This window comes from Methylobacterium sp. FF17, from assembly GCF_025813715.1.
Classification (GTDB): domain Bacteria; phylum Pseudomonadota; class Alphaproteobacteria; order Rhizobiales; family Beijerinckiaceae; genus Methylobacterium; species Methylobacterium flocculans.
Genome location: NZ_CP107532.1, coordinates 2,991,978 through 3,006,636 on the forward strand (window position 1 = coordinate 2,991,978; position 14,659 = coordinate 3,006,636).

Here is a 14,659-nt window from a genome sequence, read left to right on the forward strand (position 1 = left end):
TTCCGGGAGAGGGAGCGTAGTGAGGTGCGTGATCTCTCCGGAGAGAGACACCACCCCGCCCGAGAGGTGATCGACCGAACGCCGGATCAGAGCAGGCCCTGCGCCTTGGCGAGCGCCACGAGGTCGTGCTGCGGCCGGGCGCCGATATGCTGGATGACCTCCGCCGCCGCCAGGGCGCCGAGACGGGCGCTGGCGAGGGGGTCGAGCCCGCGGGCGTGCCCGGCGAGGAAGCCCGCCGCGAAGAGGTCGCCCGCGCCGGTCGTGTCGACCACCTCGTGCACGGGCGAGGCCGGCACCGACTGCACCGCGCCGCCCTGGATCACCAGCGCGCCCTCGGCCGAGCGCGTCACCAGGCCGAGCAGGTCCTTGCGGAGCGCCGCGCCCTCGTCGCGCAGGGCCTTGATCGCGGCCTCGGCATCGTCGGTCTCGTAGAGGCTCTGCAACTCGGCCATGTTGGCGAACAGGATGTCGATGCTGCCGTCGCGAATCAGGCCCAGGAACTCGTCGCGGTAGCGGCCGACGCAGAAGGCATCCGAGAGGGTCAGGGCGGCCGCGTTGCCGGCCTCGTGCGCGAGGGTCACGGCCTTGCGGAAGGCGTCCTTGGCGGCCGGCGGATCCCAGAGGTAGCCCTCGAGGTAGACCACGCGGGCGGAGGCCACGGTGGCCGCGTCGACATCGGCCGGGGACAGGCCCTGGCAGGCCCCGAGATAGGTGTTCATGGTGCGCTCGCCGTCCGGCGTCACCAGGATGAAGCAGCGAGCGGTGGCCGGCCCGTCGCTGGCGGACGCCACGGGGAAGCGCACGCCGGTGGCTTTGAGATCGTGGGCGAAGAGGCCGCCGAGCTCGTCGTCGCGGACCTTGCCGACGAAGCCGGTCCGGGCGCCGAGCATCGCCGCCCCCACCGCCGTGTTGGCCCCCGAGCCGCCCGACACGATGGTGGCCGGACCCATGGCGGAGAACAGCGACTCGGCCCGTGCCTCGTCGATCAGCTGCATCGCGCCCTTCGGCACGCCCTGCGCGGCGAGGAAATCCTCCTCGGTGCGGGCAATGAGATCCACGATGGCATTGCCGAGGACGAGCAGGTCGAGGGATTCGGGCATCGGGCCATCCAGTCCGGAGTTGTCGTAACGACTCCGGCCTGTGGCACCGCGCCCGGGACGGGTCAAGCTGACGGGGAGGGGGCGTTCAGGCGTTCGGGAAACGGGCCGAGGGGTCGAGGCGCAGGCCGGGCGGGTCGACGCCGCTACTGCAGCGCCTTGACCTCGCATTGCGCATAGTCGCCGCTCGCCTTCACGTAAGCGTTCAGCGCCTTGATATAGGCCTCGGCCAGGGGACGGAACGCGGCCACCTCGGCGTTGTAGGCCTTGATGGCGTCGTTGTAGCTGTAGGCTTCCCAGCCCGGACAGCCGCCCTTCGCATCGAGGCAGGCGGGCTTGGCCGGGAGCGGCGGCTTCGCCGGCCGCGCCGTCGCGGGCGGCGGCTCCGGCCGGGTGCAGGCGGCCATGGCGGCGCCGATCGTCAGCAGGGCGCCGAGGGCCGCGAGCGCGCCCCGCACGATCCATAATCTCACGCGGGACTCCTCCTCGCTGCTCATGCCGCCGGTGTCATGCGCGCGGGCGGCCCCGGGTGGCAATGGGGTCGCGTGGCGAATCAGGGCGTCGCGACCGGGGCAGCCACCGGATTACGGCGCGGCGCAGGCTTGGCCCCGCCCCCATCCATCCCCGTCCGAACCGCGTTCAGCACGGGCACGCACAGGCCGAGCGCCAGGACCCACCAGGCCGGGCGGATCGTGTCCGGGACGTCGAGGTTGGCCGCCAGCACGAGGCTGGCCGGCACGCCGCTGGCGACGCCGTACCAGGCCGCTTCCAGCAGGGCGGTGAGGAGGGCCGCGAGCACGGCCAGAGCGAGGAGGGTCCAGGGATTGGTGGGCCAACGCAGGCGCTGCAGGCCGCGATGGCCCATCAGCAGCAGGAACGCGCCGGTCCAGAAGACCGGGTCGGACACGTCGATCTTGGCCTGGAGATAATAGTGGATCAGCCCGAGCACGGCGATGGCGTAGACCGTCTTGTGCAAGCGGGGCCAGGCCTTGCCGAGGCGCCGGATCATGCCGTCGGTCGAGGTCGCGCCGAGCACGACGAGGCCGAAGAGCGCCACGAATCCGATGGTGAGATAGAAGCGCGTCGCGATCTCGGAAACGACCTTCGTCAGCACGAAGTTCTGATCGACCACGTAGAGCATCAGGTGGATCAGCGCGTAGGCGAGCACGGTGAGCCCGAGCATGCGCCGCACCAGGATGAGCTTGGGCGCGTTCGCGATCCGGCGCAGCGGCGTCACCGCCAGGGACAGCAGGAGGAAGCGCACCGCCCATTCCCCCGTGCCGTGCAGGAGCGCCGTGATCGGCTTGGCCCCCAGCGCATCGGCCGCATAGGCGCCCGCGAGCCAGAGGCCCGGCGCCAGGGCGAACAGGAAGGTGGCGAGCTTCAGGCCCGAGACGCGACCGGCGCGGTCGCGCCAGGGTGCGGAGAAGGCGGGTTGGGTGGGCATGGCGATCCGGTGGTGCTGACCTGTCCGCTAACAGATGGGGATGACGGGCAGCCGGTAGGGTGGCGCGGCGTCGCAGGCGATGCGCTACGGGATACACGATTCCGCGAGGACGTCGCCGGTCACTCGCCGTGCACAGGCGCGACGCTGTCCGGAACGTCGGCCGATGCGGCAGGGGTCGCGGATTGCTATAGACGGGCGCCACCCATGCCCCCACCGCGAAGCATCCCGATGGCCCGACCCATATCCGACGACAGCCTCGACGCCCTGACTCCGGACCTGGCCCGGGTCGAGCACGAGGACCTTTCCGCACGGATCGCGGAGGCCGACCGGCTCTATCACCAGGAGGACGCGCCCGAGATCACCGACGCCGAGTACGACGCCCTGCGCCGGCGCCTGGAGACCATCGAGGCGCGCTTTCCCGATCTCGCGGGGACGGGGGCGGCCAGCGCGTCGGTGGGTGCCAAGCCGTCCGAGAAATTCGCCAAGGTTCGGCATCCCGTGCCGATGCTCTCCCTCGGCAACGCCTTCGCGGACGAGGAGGTCGCCGAGTTCGTCGCCCGCGTGCGGCGCTTCCTGAACTGGCCCGAGGCGGAGGCCCTGGCCTTCACCGCCGAGCCGAAGATCGACGGTCTCTCCCTGGCCCTGCGCTACGAGGACGGGCGCCTCGTCACCGCCGCGACCCGGGGCGACGGCGAGGTCGGCGAGGACGTGACCGCCAATGCCCGCACGGTCTCCGACATCCCGCAGGTGCTCGCCGGGGACGACGTGCCGCCGATCTGCGAGGTGCGCGGCGAGGTCTATCTCTCGCACGCGGATTTCGCCGCGATCAACGCGCGCCAGGAGGCCGCCGGCAAACCGCTCTTTGCCAATCCGCGCAACGCGGCGGCGGGGTCGCTGCGTCAGCTCGACCCCGAGATCACGCGTTCGCGCCCGCTGAAGTTCTTCGCCTATGCCTGGGGAGAGGTGGTGCCCGCCTTCGAGGGCACCCAGCACGGGGTGCTGGCGCGCTTCGCGTCCTGGGGCCTGCCGGTCAACGACCGGACGCGGCTCTGCGCCGATGCGGCGGCCATGGTCGCGCATTACCGCAGCATCGAGGCCGAGCGCGCCGACCTCGGCTACGACATCGACGGCGTGGTCTACAAGGTGGACGACCTCGCGCTCCAGCGCCGCCTCGGCTTCGTCTCGCGCTCGCCGCGCTGGGCGCTGGCCCACAAGTTCGCCGCGCAGAAGGCGCTGACGGTGGTGGAGGACATCGAGATCAATGTCGGGCGCACGGGCTCGCTGAACCCCCTGGCCAAGCTCCGGCCGGTGACGGTGGGCGGCGTCGTGGTCTCGAACGCCACCCTGCACAACGAGGGCTACGTCCAGGGCGTGGGCGCCGACGGCGAGCCCATCCGCGACGGGCGCGACATCCGGATCGGCGATACCGTCGTGGTCCAGCGGGCCGGCGACGTGATCCCGAAGGTGATGGACGTGGTGCTCGACAAGCGCCCGGCGGACTCGAAGCCCTTCGCCTTCCCGACCGAATGCCCCGCCTGCAACAGCCGGGCGGTCCGCGAGATCAACCCGCGCACGGGCAAGCCCGACGCCGTGCGCCGCTGCACCGGCGGCCTGATCTGCCCCGCCCAGGGGGTGGAGCGGCTGAAGCACTTCGTCTCGCGCAACGGCTTCGACCTGGAGGGCTTCGGCCAGACCTACATCGAGGTGCTGTTCGAGGCCGGGCTGGTGCGCCAGCCCGCCGACCTGTTCCGCCTCGACTTCGAACCCCTGAAGGCCGCCATCGTGGCCCGCCGCGAGGCGCTCTCCGCCGAGCGCCGGGCCGAGGGCGCGCCCGCGCCGAAGAAGCCGGCCAAGAAGAAGGGCGACGACGAGGACAAGGCGATCAAGAACCTCCTCGCCTCCGTGGAGGAGCGCCGGACCCTGCCGCTCAACCGTTTCCTCTTCGCCCTCGGCATCCCGGATATCGGCGAATCGACGGCCAAGGCCCTGGCCAAGCGCTTCCCCGACATGGCCGCCCTGATGGAGGGCGTCGACGCCGCGCGCCGCGATCAGGCCGGGCCGGACTGGCTCGCCTTCTCCTCCCTGCCGCGCATCGGCCCCACCACCCGCGACCGCCTGCTGGAGTTCGGCTACCCGCGCGAGGCGGGGGAGGCGGATGCCGGCGAGGGCGAGGGCGAGGACGCGGAGGCGCAGCCGCAAGGGCGGGTCCGGCTCTCGGCGCCGCAGCGCGCGAGCCTGCTCGCCCATTTCGGGGATGCGGAGGCCGTCGCGGCGGGCATCGCGCGGGCGGCGGCGGAGCGCCCCGGCGATGCCTACCGGCACTTCGCCGATGACGGCGAGATCGGCCCGGTGGCGACGGATTCGCTGATCGCCTTCTTCTCCGAGCCGCACAACGACGCGGCCGTACGCGCCCTCCTGGCGGAGGTGCGCACCGAGCCCATGGCCGCGCCCGCCCGCGCGACGGCCTTCGCGGGCAAGACGGTGGTGTTCACCGGCACCCTCGAGCGTATGACCCGTTCCGAGGCCAAGGCCACGGCCGAGCGTCTGGGCGCGAAGGTCTCGGGCTCGGTCTCCGCCAAGACCGACCTCGTGGTGGCCGGACCCGGCGCGGGCTCCAAGCTGAAGGATGCCGAGAAGCACGGGGTCGAGGTGATCAGCGAGGAGGCATGGCTCGCGCGCGTCGCCGACGCTTGAGCGCGGATTCGGCCGGGACTAGACTCGGGGCGGCCGTCGTCCGGCCAGGGCAGGGCCGCTCCCGAACACCATGACCGTCATCGCCATCGATTTCGAGACCGCCAACGAGCGGCGCGACAGCGCCTGCGCCGTGGGCCTCGCCTGGATCGCCGACGGGGCCGTGGTCCGGCGGGAATCGCGCCTGATCCGGCCGCCGGAGCTGCGCTTCTCGCCCGGCAACATCCGGGTCCACGGCATCGTGCCGGCCGACGTGCGCAATAGGCCCACCTTCCCGGAGGTGATGGCCGAGTTCCTGCCCGACCTCGCGACAAGTCTGATCCTGGCCCACAATGCGGGCTTCGACATGGGGGTGCTGCGCGCCTCCCTCGGCGCCCACGGCGTGATCCCGCCGGCCTTCTCGTACCTCTGCACCCTCCAGATCGCCCGGCGGGTGTTCCCGGCGGAGGAAGGCTGCGGCCTGAACAAGGTCGCGGCACGCCTCGGCATCCGCTTCGAACACCACGACGCGGGCGAGGACGCCTATGCCTGCGCGGAGATCGCCCTGGCCGCCGCCCGGCAGACGGGCGCGCCGAGCATCCCGGCCCTGTCGCGGGCGATCCGCCTGCCGATCACCACGCTTCCGGCCGGACCGGACGTCGCGGCGCGTCTGCAGAGCCGGCCCGGTTCGCTCACCGAGCGCGCCCGACGGGCGGCGGGGGACTTCCCGGCAACGCCGCCCGGCCTGCATTTCGCCGTGCGGGGCAGCAGCGGCAACCGCTACGCCGTGACCTTGGAGGATCGCAGCCAGGGGCCGCACCTGCGCTGCACCTGCATGGCGGGGCGCTACGGCACCCTGTGCCGGCACGTGAAGTCACTGCTGGCCGGGGACATCACCGACCTGCTGTCCGGCAACCACGCCGACGTCGAGGTGCTGCGGGTTCGCATGACGCCGACCCGGGTGGGGTGAGGCCCAAACCTCAACCCCAACCTCTGGTGCGAAAGCCTTACTCCGCCGCTGCCAGCGTCAGGCCCGGCACCGTGATGCCGATGTCGCGCAGGAGTTCGGCGTCCGCATCGGTCTCGTTGTTGGCCGTGGTCAGCAGGCGCTCCCCGTAGAAGATCGAGTTGGCGCCGGCGAGGAAGCAGAGGATCTGCGCCTCGCGGGTCAGGCCCGAACGGCCGGCGCTCAGGCGCACGCGGGCGCGGGGCATCACGATGCGGGCCGTGGCGCACATGCGCACGAGGTCCAGGGGATCGACCGCCGGGCGGTCTTCCAGGGGCGTGCCCTCGACGGCGACGAGGGCGTTGATCGGCACGCTCTCCGGGTGCGGCGCGTGGTTGGCGAGCACCTGGAGCATCCCGGCCCGGTCCTTCACGCCCTCGCCCATCCCGACGATGCCGCCGCAGCAGACGCCGATGCCGGCGTCGCGCACGTTCTGCAAGGTGTTCAGACGGTCGTCGTAGGTCCGGGTCGAGATGATGTCCCCGTAGAAGTCCGGCCCGGTGTCGAGATTGTGATTGTAGGAGGTGAGCCCGGCCTCCGCGAGGCGGCCGGCCTGGCTCGGCGTCAGCATGCCGAGCGTCACGCAGGCCTCCATCCCCAGGCCGCGCACCCCGCGCACCATCGCCAGCACGGCGTCGAATTCGGGGCCGTCCTTCGGCTGTCGCCAGGCCGCGCCCATGCAGAAGCGGTGGGCCCCGTTGGCCTTGGCGGCCGCCGCCTCGCGCAGCACCGCATCCACCGGCATCAGGCGCTCACGGGCCATGCCGGTGCCCTTGTGGTGGGCCGATTGCGGACAATAGGCGCAATCCTCGGGGCATCCGCCGGTCTTGATCGACAGCAGGCTGGCGCGCTGGATGTCGGCCGGGTCGTTGTGGGCGCGATGCACCTGCGCGGCCCGGAACACGAGGTCGAGGAGCGGCAGGTCGTGGATCGCCTGGATCTCCGCCACCGACCAGTCATGCCGGATGGCGGAGGTTCCGAGTGCGGAGGTTCCAGGTACGGTGACGGGGGCGAGGGTCTCGATCATGGCTCCATGAGGCGAATCCCGGCCGGAAAATCAAGCCGGACGCGCTTCAGTTCGTCGGCTCGCCCGCCGCGACCTTGGCGGTCCAGTCGTCGAAGGCGACGATCTCCTGGCGTTGTTCCCCCAGGCCGGTGATGCCCAGGGTGACGACATCGCCGCTCCGCAGGAAGCGCGGCGGCTTCTTCGCCATGCCGACGCCGGGTGGCGTGCCGGTGATGATGACGTCGCCGGGCTCCAGCATCATGAAGTGCGAGACGTAGGCCACGAGCTGCGCGGCATCGAAGATCATGGTGGACGTCGACCCGGTCTGCATGCGGGTGCCGTTCACGTCGAGCCAGAGGTCGAGGGCCTTGAGGTCGCCGACCTCGTCGAGGGTGACGAGCCAGGGACCGAGCGGTCCGAAGGTCGGGCAGCCCTTGCCCTTGGTCCAGGTGCCGCCGCGCTCCATCTGGAATTCGCGCTCGGAGACGTCGTTGCAGATGCAGGCGCCCGCCACGTAGGACAGGGCCTCGTTGGCATGGACGTAGGAGGCGCGGGCGCCGATCACCAGCGCCAGTTCGACCTCCCAATCGGTCTTGGCCGAACCCTTGGGCAGAATCACGCGGTCGTTCGCGCCCCCGAGGCAGGACGGCGCCTTGTTGAAGACGATGGGTTCCGCCGGGATGTCGGCGCCGATCTCGGCGGCGTGGTCCGTGTAGTTCAGGCCGATCGCCACGACGTTGCGGGTGCCGCCGACGCAGGGGCCGAGGCGTGTCCCGGCGGGCAGCAGCGGCAGGCTCGCGGGATCGATCAGGCGCAGGCGGTCCAGGGTCTCGCGCGACAGCGCCGGGCCCGCGATGTCGCGGACATGGGCCGAAAGATCGCGCAGGCCGCCGTCAGCGTCGATGAGGCCGGGCTTCTCGTCCCCGCTCGTACCGTGCCGGACCAGTTTCATCGCTCATGCCTCCCGTCGCGTCGCGCCGCGTGACATCTTGCGGCTTGCATCCTGCTGCCTGAGATCGAGCGTACGCCCCCGCGCGGCAAGGGTCGAAACGCGACGGAAAAACGCCTCGCGGCGCGCGTCACCGGCGATTCCGGCCCTTCCAACGCCAGGATTGTCACCCGAAGGTCACACTGCTGCCCGGAAACGCCTGAGGCGCGATTTTCCGGTCCGACCGCTTACTCACGCCAGCGAGAGTTTAGATGTGAACCATTCTGCTGAAACCCTCGGCAGCACCGGCGGGTTCGCGCAATATTTCGCGTTCTCAAGATAAAATGCCGGTTTTTACTAAGACGTTAACTGTCTAGGTCCGTATTGCACAGTTGCCGGAGGCGCGTCATTGTCATTGGCAAGGTGCGGGTCCGACCTGGTCGGGGCGAGACAAGCGAGCACCAGCTATAGCGGGGGGTTTCAGGTCATGACGGGTACGATTCGCAGCCGGTCTCTGCGCCGCTGGATGCTCTCGGGCGTCTCCGTCGCGCTCTTGGCCGCCAGCGTGGCGGATGCGGGCGCCGGTGCCTTCGGCATCCGCGAGCAGAGCGTGGAGGCGCAGGGGCTCTCCTTCGCCGGCGCGGCCTCGGGCTCCGGCGGAGTGTCCTCGATGTTCTGGAACCCGGCGACGGTGACCATGCGTCCGGGCTGGGTCACCGAGCAGAACCTCAGCGTGATCAACCTGTCGGCCCGGATCACGCCCGAGGCCGGTACCAACGCGGCCTTCTCGCGGCTGGGGGAGAGCGGCGAGCTCGGCCAGACGGCGATCGTGCCGGCGGGCGCCACCTCCTACCAGCTCAGCGACCGGGTCTGGATCGGCATTTCGACGGGCGCCCCCTTCGGCCTCGTGACCAAACCCCGCGCGACCTGGTCGGGCGAGCTCTACGGACGCTCCAGCCGCATCTTCTCCCTGGCGTTCAACCCGGTCATCGGCTTCAAGGTCAACGAGTGGCTCTCGGTCGCTGCCGGCCCGAACATCGAGTACTTCAAGCTCGTCCTGCGTCAGGCGTTCCTCTCGCCGCTCACCCTGAACCCGGCGGCCCTGCCGAGCTCCGGCCTCAAGGGTGATTCCTGGGGTGTCGGCTTCACCGCCGGCGCGCTGATCACCCCGTTCGCCGGCACGTCGGTCGGCGTCGGCTTCCGCTCGTCGGTGCATCACGACATCGGCGGCCAGCTCATCCTCCCGGCGCCCTACGACACGCTGGGCGGGAACATCAAGGCCAAGCTCAACACGCCCGAGAAGCTCAGTGTCGGCATCACCCAGGCGATCACGCCCGAGGCCCGCGTCAATTTCGGGTTCGAGTGGGACAACTGGAGCCGCCTCGGGACGATCGCCATCGTCTCGAACGGAGCCCGTGCCACTGCACCGGCCCTGACCCTGAACTACATGGACGGCTACACCTACTCGATCGGCGGCGAGTACGACTGGTCGCAGGCCCTGACGGTGCGGGTGGGCGTGGCCTACGAGGTCTCGCCGATCGACTTCTCGAACCGGTCGGTGCGCCTGCCCGACGGCAACCGGGTGAACCTCTCCGTCGGTGCGAGCTACCGCTGGAGCGAAAAGCTGACCCTGAACTTCGCCTACTCGCACTTCTTCGTGGAACGGGGCCGCATCCTGGCCGGGGTGGGGCGCGACTACAACGTCCAGAACGTGGCCTTCGCCGGCGTGGCCGACAGCAGCGCCGACATCGTCTCGGTCGGCTTCCGCTACGTCTTCGGCGAGCCGGCCGTGGCGGCCCCGGCGCCCCTGGTGCGGAAGTTCTGAGGCATCCAGCCCTCAGGGCGGTGGAGCCGGTTCGGCTCCGCCGCCCTGGAAGCGTTTCACGTAGAAGATCCGGTCATGGCCGGGCGGATCGTCGGTGATCCGCCCGCACTCGGTTAAGCCAAGGCGTTCGTAGAAGGCCGGCGCCTGGAAGGTCCAGGTATCGAGCCAGATGCCGCCGAGCCCGAGCCGCCGGGCCTCTGCCTCCGCCAGGGCCATGACTTAGCGCCCGAGACCGTTCCCACGGGCGGGCCCGAGGGCGAGCAGCTCGACGAACAGCATGCCATAGCCGGTGCGTCCCCAGAGGCCGCCGACGATGGCGCCGCCTGCGTCGCGCACGGTGAGGGCGAGCAGCCCCCAATTCCCGTTCGGAACCTGCGCCTCGTTATGGGCGACGAGGGGCGCGAGGATCTCGGCCCGCATCGCAGCGTCGGGTTCCGCCTCCAGCCCTGAACCTCCGGCTCGGCGTTCACGCCTTCATGCGGACGTAGGTGCCGGGCGCCGGGCCGAGGGAGGCGAGGCCGCCCTCGCCGGGCACCCGGGCGGGCACGCGGGCCGGGGCCTGGTGCTCCAGCCACTGGAACCAGTAGGGCCACCAGGATCCCTTGGTCTCCGTGGCGGCCGCCACCCAATCCTCGAAGCGGCCCTCGGCCGGGCCGCCGGTCCAGAAGCCGTATTTCGGCTTGGCGGGCGGGTTCACGACCCCGGCGATGTGCCCGGACCCGGCCAGCACGTAATCCACCGGCCCGCCGAACTTGGACGATCCCTCGAAGACCGACAGGGCCGGGGCGATGTGATCCTCCTTGGTGGCGAGGTTGAAGATCGGCACCTTCACCTTCTTCAGGTCGAGGCGCACGTTGCCGAGGATCATCTTGCCCTGCGCCAGGGTGTTGTTGAGGTAGCAGTTGCGCAGGTAGAACGAGTGGTTGGCCGCCGGCATGCGGGTCGCGTCGGCGTTCCAGTAGAGCAGGTCGAAGGGCATCGGCTTCTGACCCTTGACGTAGTTGTTCACCACGTAGGACCAGATCAGGTCGTTGGGCCGCAGCATGTTGAAGGCGGTGGCCATGCCCGTGCCCTCGAGGTAGCCGCGCTTCTGCATCCGCGACTCGATCAGGCGGATCTGCTCCTCGTCGGCGAACACCTTGAGGTCGCCCGCATGGGTGAAATCCACCTGGGTGGTGAGGAAGGTGGCGCTCTTGATGCGCTTGTTGCCCGTGGCGGCCTGCATCGCCAGGGTCACGGCGAGCAGCGTGCCGCCGACGCAGTAGCCCGCCGCCGCGACCTCGCTCTCGCCGGTCGCGACCCCGATGGCATCGATCGCGGTCTCGATGCCCTCGCGCATGTAGCTCTCGAAATCCTTGTCGGCGTGCCGGATGTCCGGGTTGACCCAGGAGATGCAGAACACCGTCAGGCCCTGGCTCACCATCCAGGCGATCAGGCTTTTGGCCGGGTTCAGGTCGAGGATGTAGAACTTGTTGATCCAGGGCGGGACAATCAGGAACGGGCGCTTGAGCACGGTCTCGGTGGTCGGCGCGTACTGGATCAGCTCCATCAGGTCGTTGCGGAACACCACCTCGCCGGGGGTCACCGCCACGTTGACGCCGACCTCGAAGCCGGCCGCCGGATCGGTCTGGCGCACGCGCAGCTGGCCGTTGCCGGCCTCGATGTCCTCGGCGAGCATCTTCATGCCGCGCACGAGGTTCGCGCCGTTCTCCTTCAGGGTGTGCCGAATCAGCTCCGGGTTCGTCATCACGAAGTTCGACGGCGAGAGCGCCCCGCTGATCTGGCGCAGGTAGAACTGCGCCTTGTGCCGGGTGTGCTCGTCGATGCCCTCGGCCTCGTCGACGAGGGTCTCGGCCCAGCGCGAGGTGATGAGATAGCTCTGCTTGATGAAGTCGAAGACCGGGTTCGTGGACCACTCGGCATGGGCGAAGCGGTTGTCCTTCGGCTCCGGGACGGCCACCGGACTCGACGCCTCGCCCTGCAGGCGGTGCCAGGTCGAGCCCCAGAGGGTGATGAAGGCTTCGCTGAGCTTGGCCTGGGCCTCCACGGACTTCTTCGGGTCGGCGAACCAGGTTTCGGCCACGCTGCCGAGGGTGCGGACCACGTCCTTGACCTCCTCCGGCGGCTCGGCGGGGGGCGCCGTCAGCGCGTCCGGCGTCGTCACCGGCTTCATGTAGCGGCCGGCGGCACGCCCGAACTCCTCGATCAGGAGGCTCGCGTTGCGGGACAGGGCCTCGATGTCGGGTAGCGGCGTCGTCCGTTCGGTCGTCACGCGTGCATCTCTCCCCGGCTCTCGGCCCGTCCGTTCGCCGTGCGACGCTTGCCGCGCGGCCGCGTGGGCCTCGTTTCCGACAAATTAACGCGGCATCGGCCAGTTCCGCCAGAGCGCCCGCCATCGAAACGGCCGACTTCCCCCATGTCCCGGCTTCACAACCCTCAGTTTGTCGCCGCCCTCGCCGTGATCGGCCTGCTCGGCGGCTGTTCCAGCGACCTGAACCCGATGCGCGCGGCCTACGGCACCGGCGAGGCCGGCCCGCCGGCCCAGGCGCCGGACTTCGTCGCCCAGTCGCGCCGCAGCGGGGACGACTTCATGCCCGTCGGCGTCTCCGCCCCGGCCCGGCCCATCCGGGCGAAATCCGCCGAGGGCACGAAGGCCCTGGAGGACGAGCTCCTGGCGGCGCGGGGCCGCAACGAGGCGCGCGGCCGCTCCGCCGAGGGCGCCGCGAAGGGCGCCAAACCCTGACGGGAATCCCCGACAGGCCGCCGTCGCGGCGGACCCTGAAATATCGTTCGGCGGCACGGCACAAAACTGCTAGACGTTGCCGAAGCGTGCGAATTCCCCGACGGCCCCGCCCGTCGCCGGAGTGACGGACCCCGCCCGAGGGTCATCCGATCTAGACCACGCCCGCGTTTCGGGTTGATGACAGCTTCGCGCGGGACGTGCCCCGGACGCCCGCGCCTCGAATTCGTGCCTCATTCCTGCCCCTGGACACCGTGAAGGCCATGACCGACTTCCACCGCATCAAGCGCCTGCCCCCCTACGTGTTCGAGCAGGTGAACCGGATCAAGGCCCAGGCCCGCGCCAACGGCGCCGACATCATCGATCTCGGCATGGGCAATCCGGACCTCGATGCCCCCAAGCACGTCATCGCCAAGCTGGTGGAGACCGCCGGCCGCCCGCGCACGGACCGCTACTCCGCCTCGAAAGGCATCGCCGGCCTGCGCCGCGCCCAGGCGAACTACTACAAGCGCCGCTTCGGCGTGAGCCTGAACCCCGACACCCAGGTGGTGGCGACGCTGGGGTCCAAGGAGGGCTTCGCCAACATGGCCCAGGCGATCACGGCGCCGGGCGACGTGGTGCTGGTGCCCAACCCGAGCTACCCGATCCACGCCTTCGGCTTCCTGATGGCCGGCGGGGTCATCCGCTCCGTGCCGGCCGAGCCGACCCCGGCCTTCTTCCCCGCCGTCGAGAAGGCGATGCAGCACTCGATCCCGAAGCCGGTGGCGATCGTGGTCTGCTATCCCTCGAACCCCACGGCCTACGTGGCGAGCCTCGATTTCTACCGGGACCTCGTCGCCTTCGCCAAGCGCCACGAGATCATCATCCTGTCGGATCTGGCCTACGCGGAGGTCTATTTCGACGGTGAGCCGCCGCCCTCCGTGCTGGAGGTGCCGGGCGCCATCGACTGCACGGTGGAGTTCTCGTCCTTGTCGAAGACCTTCTCCATGGCCGGCTGGCGCATGGGCTTCGCGGTCGGCAACGAGCGCCTGCTCGCGGCGCTGACGCGGGTGAAGTCCTACCTCGATTACGGCGCCTTCACGCCGATCCAGGTGGCGGCCACCGCCGCCCTGAACGGGCCGGAGGACTGCATCGTCGAGATGCGCTCGATCTACAAGAAGCGTCGCGACGCCCTGATCGAATCCTTCGGCAAGAACGGCTGGAAGATCCCGACCCCCTCCGCCTCGATGTTCGCCTGGGTGCCGATTCCGGAGAAGTACCAGGCGCTGGGAAGCCTCGAGTTCTCGAAGCTCCTCCTCGAGAAGTCGGACGTGGCGGTGGCACCCGGCATCGGCTTCGGCGAGCACGGCGACAACTATGTCCGCATCGCGCTGGTCGAGAACGAGCAGCGCATCCGGCAGGCCGCCCGCAACATCCGGCGGTTCTTCGACAGCGCGGACAAGACGCTGCACAACGTCGTCCCGCTGCCCGAGGCCTCCCTATCCAAGGCTGGCTGATCCAAGGCCGGCCGACGCGGGAAGCCGCGCGAATGGAAGACCCCCGGCCGGTTGTTGCGGCCGGGAGACAGGCCCGCGCAAAGCGGCCCGACCCGAACCCATGTCGCTTGTCACGGCGCCACGCGATCCGCAGGGTCGCACGGCGCCGTGCCGTTCGAGTCCAGCGGCGGTTCGTTAGGCCCGAGGATCGTATGCGTCGTCTGACCCTTGCCGTCGCTCTAGTGCTGACCGGAGCCGCCGGCGCCTGTGCCCCGAAGCCCATCGTCGCCCGCGACCCGGTGCCCGCGCCCGCGCCGGGCCTCGGCTATGTCTGCGATTCCCGTCCGCTGGTGCTGAACGCCTACGAAACTCAGTGCGAGCCGGTGGTGCGCGAGCCCTCGGCCGTCCTGAGTGCCAAGGGCTGACACTGCCTCGCGCAAGGCTGCGGGTTCCGGGGATAGCGGG

14 protein-coding genes are annotated in these 14,659 nt (G+C 70.2%); 6 read left to right on the plus strand and 8 right to left on the minus strand.

Annotation, left to right across the window (positions count from 1 at the left end):
* Positions 1-86: 86 nt before the first annotated feature.
* The 3 genes from OF380_RS14060 to OF380_RS14070 all read right to left on the minus strand — a co-directional run bounded on the left by OF380_RS14060 (position 87) and on the right by OF380_RS14070 (position 2,544).
* Positions 87-1,100, minus strand: coding sequence for an adenosine kinase (locus OF380_RS14060; RefSeq protein ID WP_264045042.1), 1,014 nt, complete (start codon positions 1,098-1,100; stop codon positions 87-89).
* A gap of 143 nt (positions 1,101-1,243) precedes the next feature.
* Positions 1,244-1,504: a hypothetical protein gene (locus OF380_RS14065; RefSeq protein WP_264051329.1), complete on the minus strand. Its 261-nt coding sequence runs from the start codon at positions 1,502-1,504 to the stop codon at positions 1,244-1,246.
* Between the two features lie 146 nt (positions 1,505-1,650).
* Positions 1,651-2,544 carry a protein-methionine-sulfoxide reductase heme-binding subunit MsrQ gene (locus OF380_RS14070; RefSeq protein WP_264045043.1) on the minus strand — a complete coding sequence of 298 codons (894 nt, stop codon included), beginning with the start codon at positions 2,542-2,544 and terminating at the stop codon, positions 1,651-1,653.
* 228 nt (positions 2,545-2,772) lie between these two features.
* Here OF380_RS14070 and ligA point away from each other — a divergent pair, with 228 nt between their 5' ends.
* The gene (ligA, locus tag OF380_RS14075; RefSeq protein WP_264045044.1) at positions 2,773-5,238 is read left to right on the plus strand and encodes an NAD-dependent DNA ligase LigA; all 2,466 of its coding nucleotides are present in this window, start codon (positions 2,773-2,775) and stop codon (positions 5,236-5,238) included.
* Positions 5,239-5,308: 70 nt separating this feature from the next.
* A complete protein-coding gene (locus OF380_RS14080; RefSeq protein WP_264045045.1) occupies positions 5,309-6,184 on the plus strand; it encodes a 3'-5' exonuclease in 876 nt (291 codons plus the stop codon).
* A gap of 37 nt (positions 6,185-6,221) precedes the next feature.
* On the opposite strand, the gene bioB is transcribed toward OF380_RS14080, so the two are convergent.
* Both bioB and OF380_RS14090 read right to left on the minus strand, forming a co-directional pair.
* Entirely contained in the window at positions 6,222-7,247 is a 1,026-nt protein-coding gene (bioB, locus tag OF380_RS14085) for a biotin synthase BioB (protein ID WP_264045046.1), read from the minus strand.
* A gap of 46 nt (positions 7,248-7,293) precedes the next feature.
* Positions 7,294-8,178: a fumarylacetoacetate hydrolase family protein gene (locus OF380_RS14090; protein WP_264045048.1), complete on the minus strand. Its 885-nt coding sequence runs from the start codon at positions 8,176-8,178 to the stop codon at positions 7,294-7,296.
* A gap of 463 nt (positions 8,179-8,641) precedes the next feature.
* On the opposite strand from OF380_RS14090, the gene OF380_RS14095 reads away from it, so the two are divergent.
* Entirely contained in the window at positions 8,642-9,979 is a 1,338-nt protein-coding gene (locus OF380_RS14095; RefSeq protein ID WP_404810456.1) for an OmpP1/FadL family transporter, read from the plus strand.
* Between the two features lie 12 nt (positions 9,980-9,991).
* Here the strand turns inward: OF380_RS14095 and OF380_RS14100 are convergent, their stop codons facing one another.
* The 3 genes from OF380_RS14100 to OF380_RS14110 are packed head-to-tail and all read right to left on the minus strand — an operon-like array spanning position 9,992 to position 12,251.
* Positions 9,992-10,195 (minus strand): N-acetyltransferase, encoded by a 204-nt coding sequence (locus OF380_RS14100; protein ID WP_264045050.1) that lies wholly within the window; start codon positions 10,193-10,195, stop codon positions 9,992-9,994.
* Positions 10,196-10,198: 3 nt separating this feature from the next.
* Positions 10,199-10,399 carry a hypothetical protein gene (locus OF380_RS14105; RefSeq protein ID WP_264045054.1) on the minus strand — a complete coding sequence of 67 codons (201 nt, stop codon included), beginning with the start codon at positions 10,397-10,399 and terminating at the stop codon, positions 10,199-10,201.
* A 46-nt stretch (positions 10,400-10,445) separates the two neighbouring features.
* Positions 10,446-12,251 carry a PHA/PHB synthase family protein gene (locus tag OF380_RS14110; RefSeq protein ID WP_264045056.1) on the minus strand — a complete coding sequence of 602 codons (1,806 nt, stop codon included), beginning with the start codon at positions 12,249-12,251 and terminating at the stop codon, positions 10,446-10,448.
* 144 nt (positions 12,252-12,395) lie between these two features.
* On the opposite strand from OF380_RS14110, the gene OF380_RS14115 reads away from it, so the two are divergent.
* The 3 genes from OF380_RS14115 (at position 12,396) to OF380_RS14125 (ending at position 14,619) form a co-directional block, all read left to right on the plus strand.
* Positions 12,396-12,722: a hypothetical protein gene (locus OF380_RS14115; RefSeq protein ID WP_264045058.1), complete on the plus strand. Its 327-nt coding sequence runs from the start codon at positions 12,396-12,398 to the stop codon at positions 12,720-12,722.
* Positions 12,723-12,982: 260 nt separating this feature from the next.
* Positions 12,983-14,215 carry an LL-diaminopimelate aminotransferase gene (locus OF380_RS14120; protein WP_264045060.1) on the plus strand — a complete coding sequence of 411 codons (1,233 nt, stop codon included), beginning with the start codon at positions 12,983-12,985 and terminating at the stop codon, positions 14,213-14,215.
* Between the two features lie 191 nt (positions 14,216-14,406).
* On the plus strand, positions 14,407-14,619 hold the full coding sequence (locus OF380_RS14125; RefSeq protein WP_264045062.1) for a hypothetical protein: 213 nt from the start codon (positions 14,407-14,409) through the stop codon (positions 14,617-14,619).
* The last annotated feature ends 40 nt before the right edge of the window (positions 14,620-14,659 follow it).

Bases quoted from the DNA above. Each gene is read 5' to 3' on its own strand.
- OF380_RS14115 (WP_264045058.1), top strand. From the start codon at position 12,396: ATGTCCCGGCTTCACAACCCTCAGTTTGTCGCCGCCCTCGCCGTGATC.
- OF380_RS14095 (WP_404810456.1), top strand. From the start codon at position 8,642: ATGACGGGTACGATTCGCAGCCGGTCTCTGCGCCGCTGGATGCTCTCG.
- OF380_RS14105 (WP_264045054.1), bottom strand. From the start codon at position 10,399: ATGCGGGCCGAGATCCTCGCGCCCCTCGTCGCCCATAACGAGGCGCAG.
- OF380_RS14100 (WP_264045050.1), bottom strand. From the start codon at position 10,195: ATGGCCCTGGCGGAGGCAGAGGCCCGGCGGCTCGGGCTCGGCGGCATC.
- OF380_RS14120 (WP_264045060.1), top strand. From the start codon at position 12,983: ATGACCGACTTCCACCGCATCAAGCGCCTGCCCCCCTACGTGTTCGAG.
- bioB (WP_264045046.1), bottom strand. From the start codon at position 7,247: ATGATCGAGACCCTCGCCCCCGTCACCGTACCTGGAACCTCCGCACTC.
- OF380_RS14065 (WP_264051329.1), bottom strand. From the start codon at position 1,504: ATGGCCGCCTGCACCCGGCCGGAGCCGCCGCCCGCGACGGCGCGGCCG.
- OF380_RS14070 (WP_264045043.1), bottom strand. From the start codon at position 2,544: ATGCCCACCCAACCCGCCTTCTCCGCACCCTGGCGCGACCGCGCCGGT.
- OF380_RS14090 (WP_264045048.1), bottom strand. From the start codon at position 8,178: ATGAAACTGGTCCGGCACGGTACGAGCGGGGACGAGAAGCCCGGCCTC.
- ligA (WP_264045044.1), top strand. From the start codon at position 2,773: ATGGCCCGACCCATATCCGACGACAGCCTCGACGCCCTGACTCCGGAC.
- OF380_RS14125 (WP_264045062.1), top strand. From the start codon at position 14,407: ATGCGTCGTCTGACCCTTGCCGTCGCTCTAGTGCTGACCGGAGCCGCC.
- OF380_RS14080 (WP_264045045.1), top strand. From the start codon at position 5,309: ATGACCGTCATCGCCATCGATTTCGAGACCGCCAACGAGCGGCGCGAC.
- OF380_RS14060 (WP_264045042.1), bottom strand. From the start codon at position 1,100: ATGCCCGAATCCCTCGACCTGCTCGTCCTCGGCAATGCCATCGTGGAT.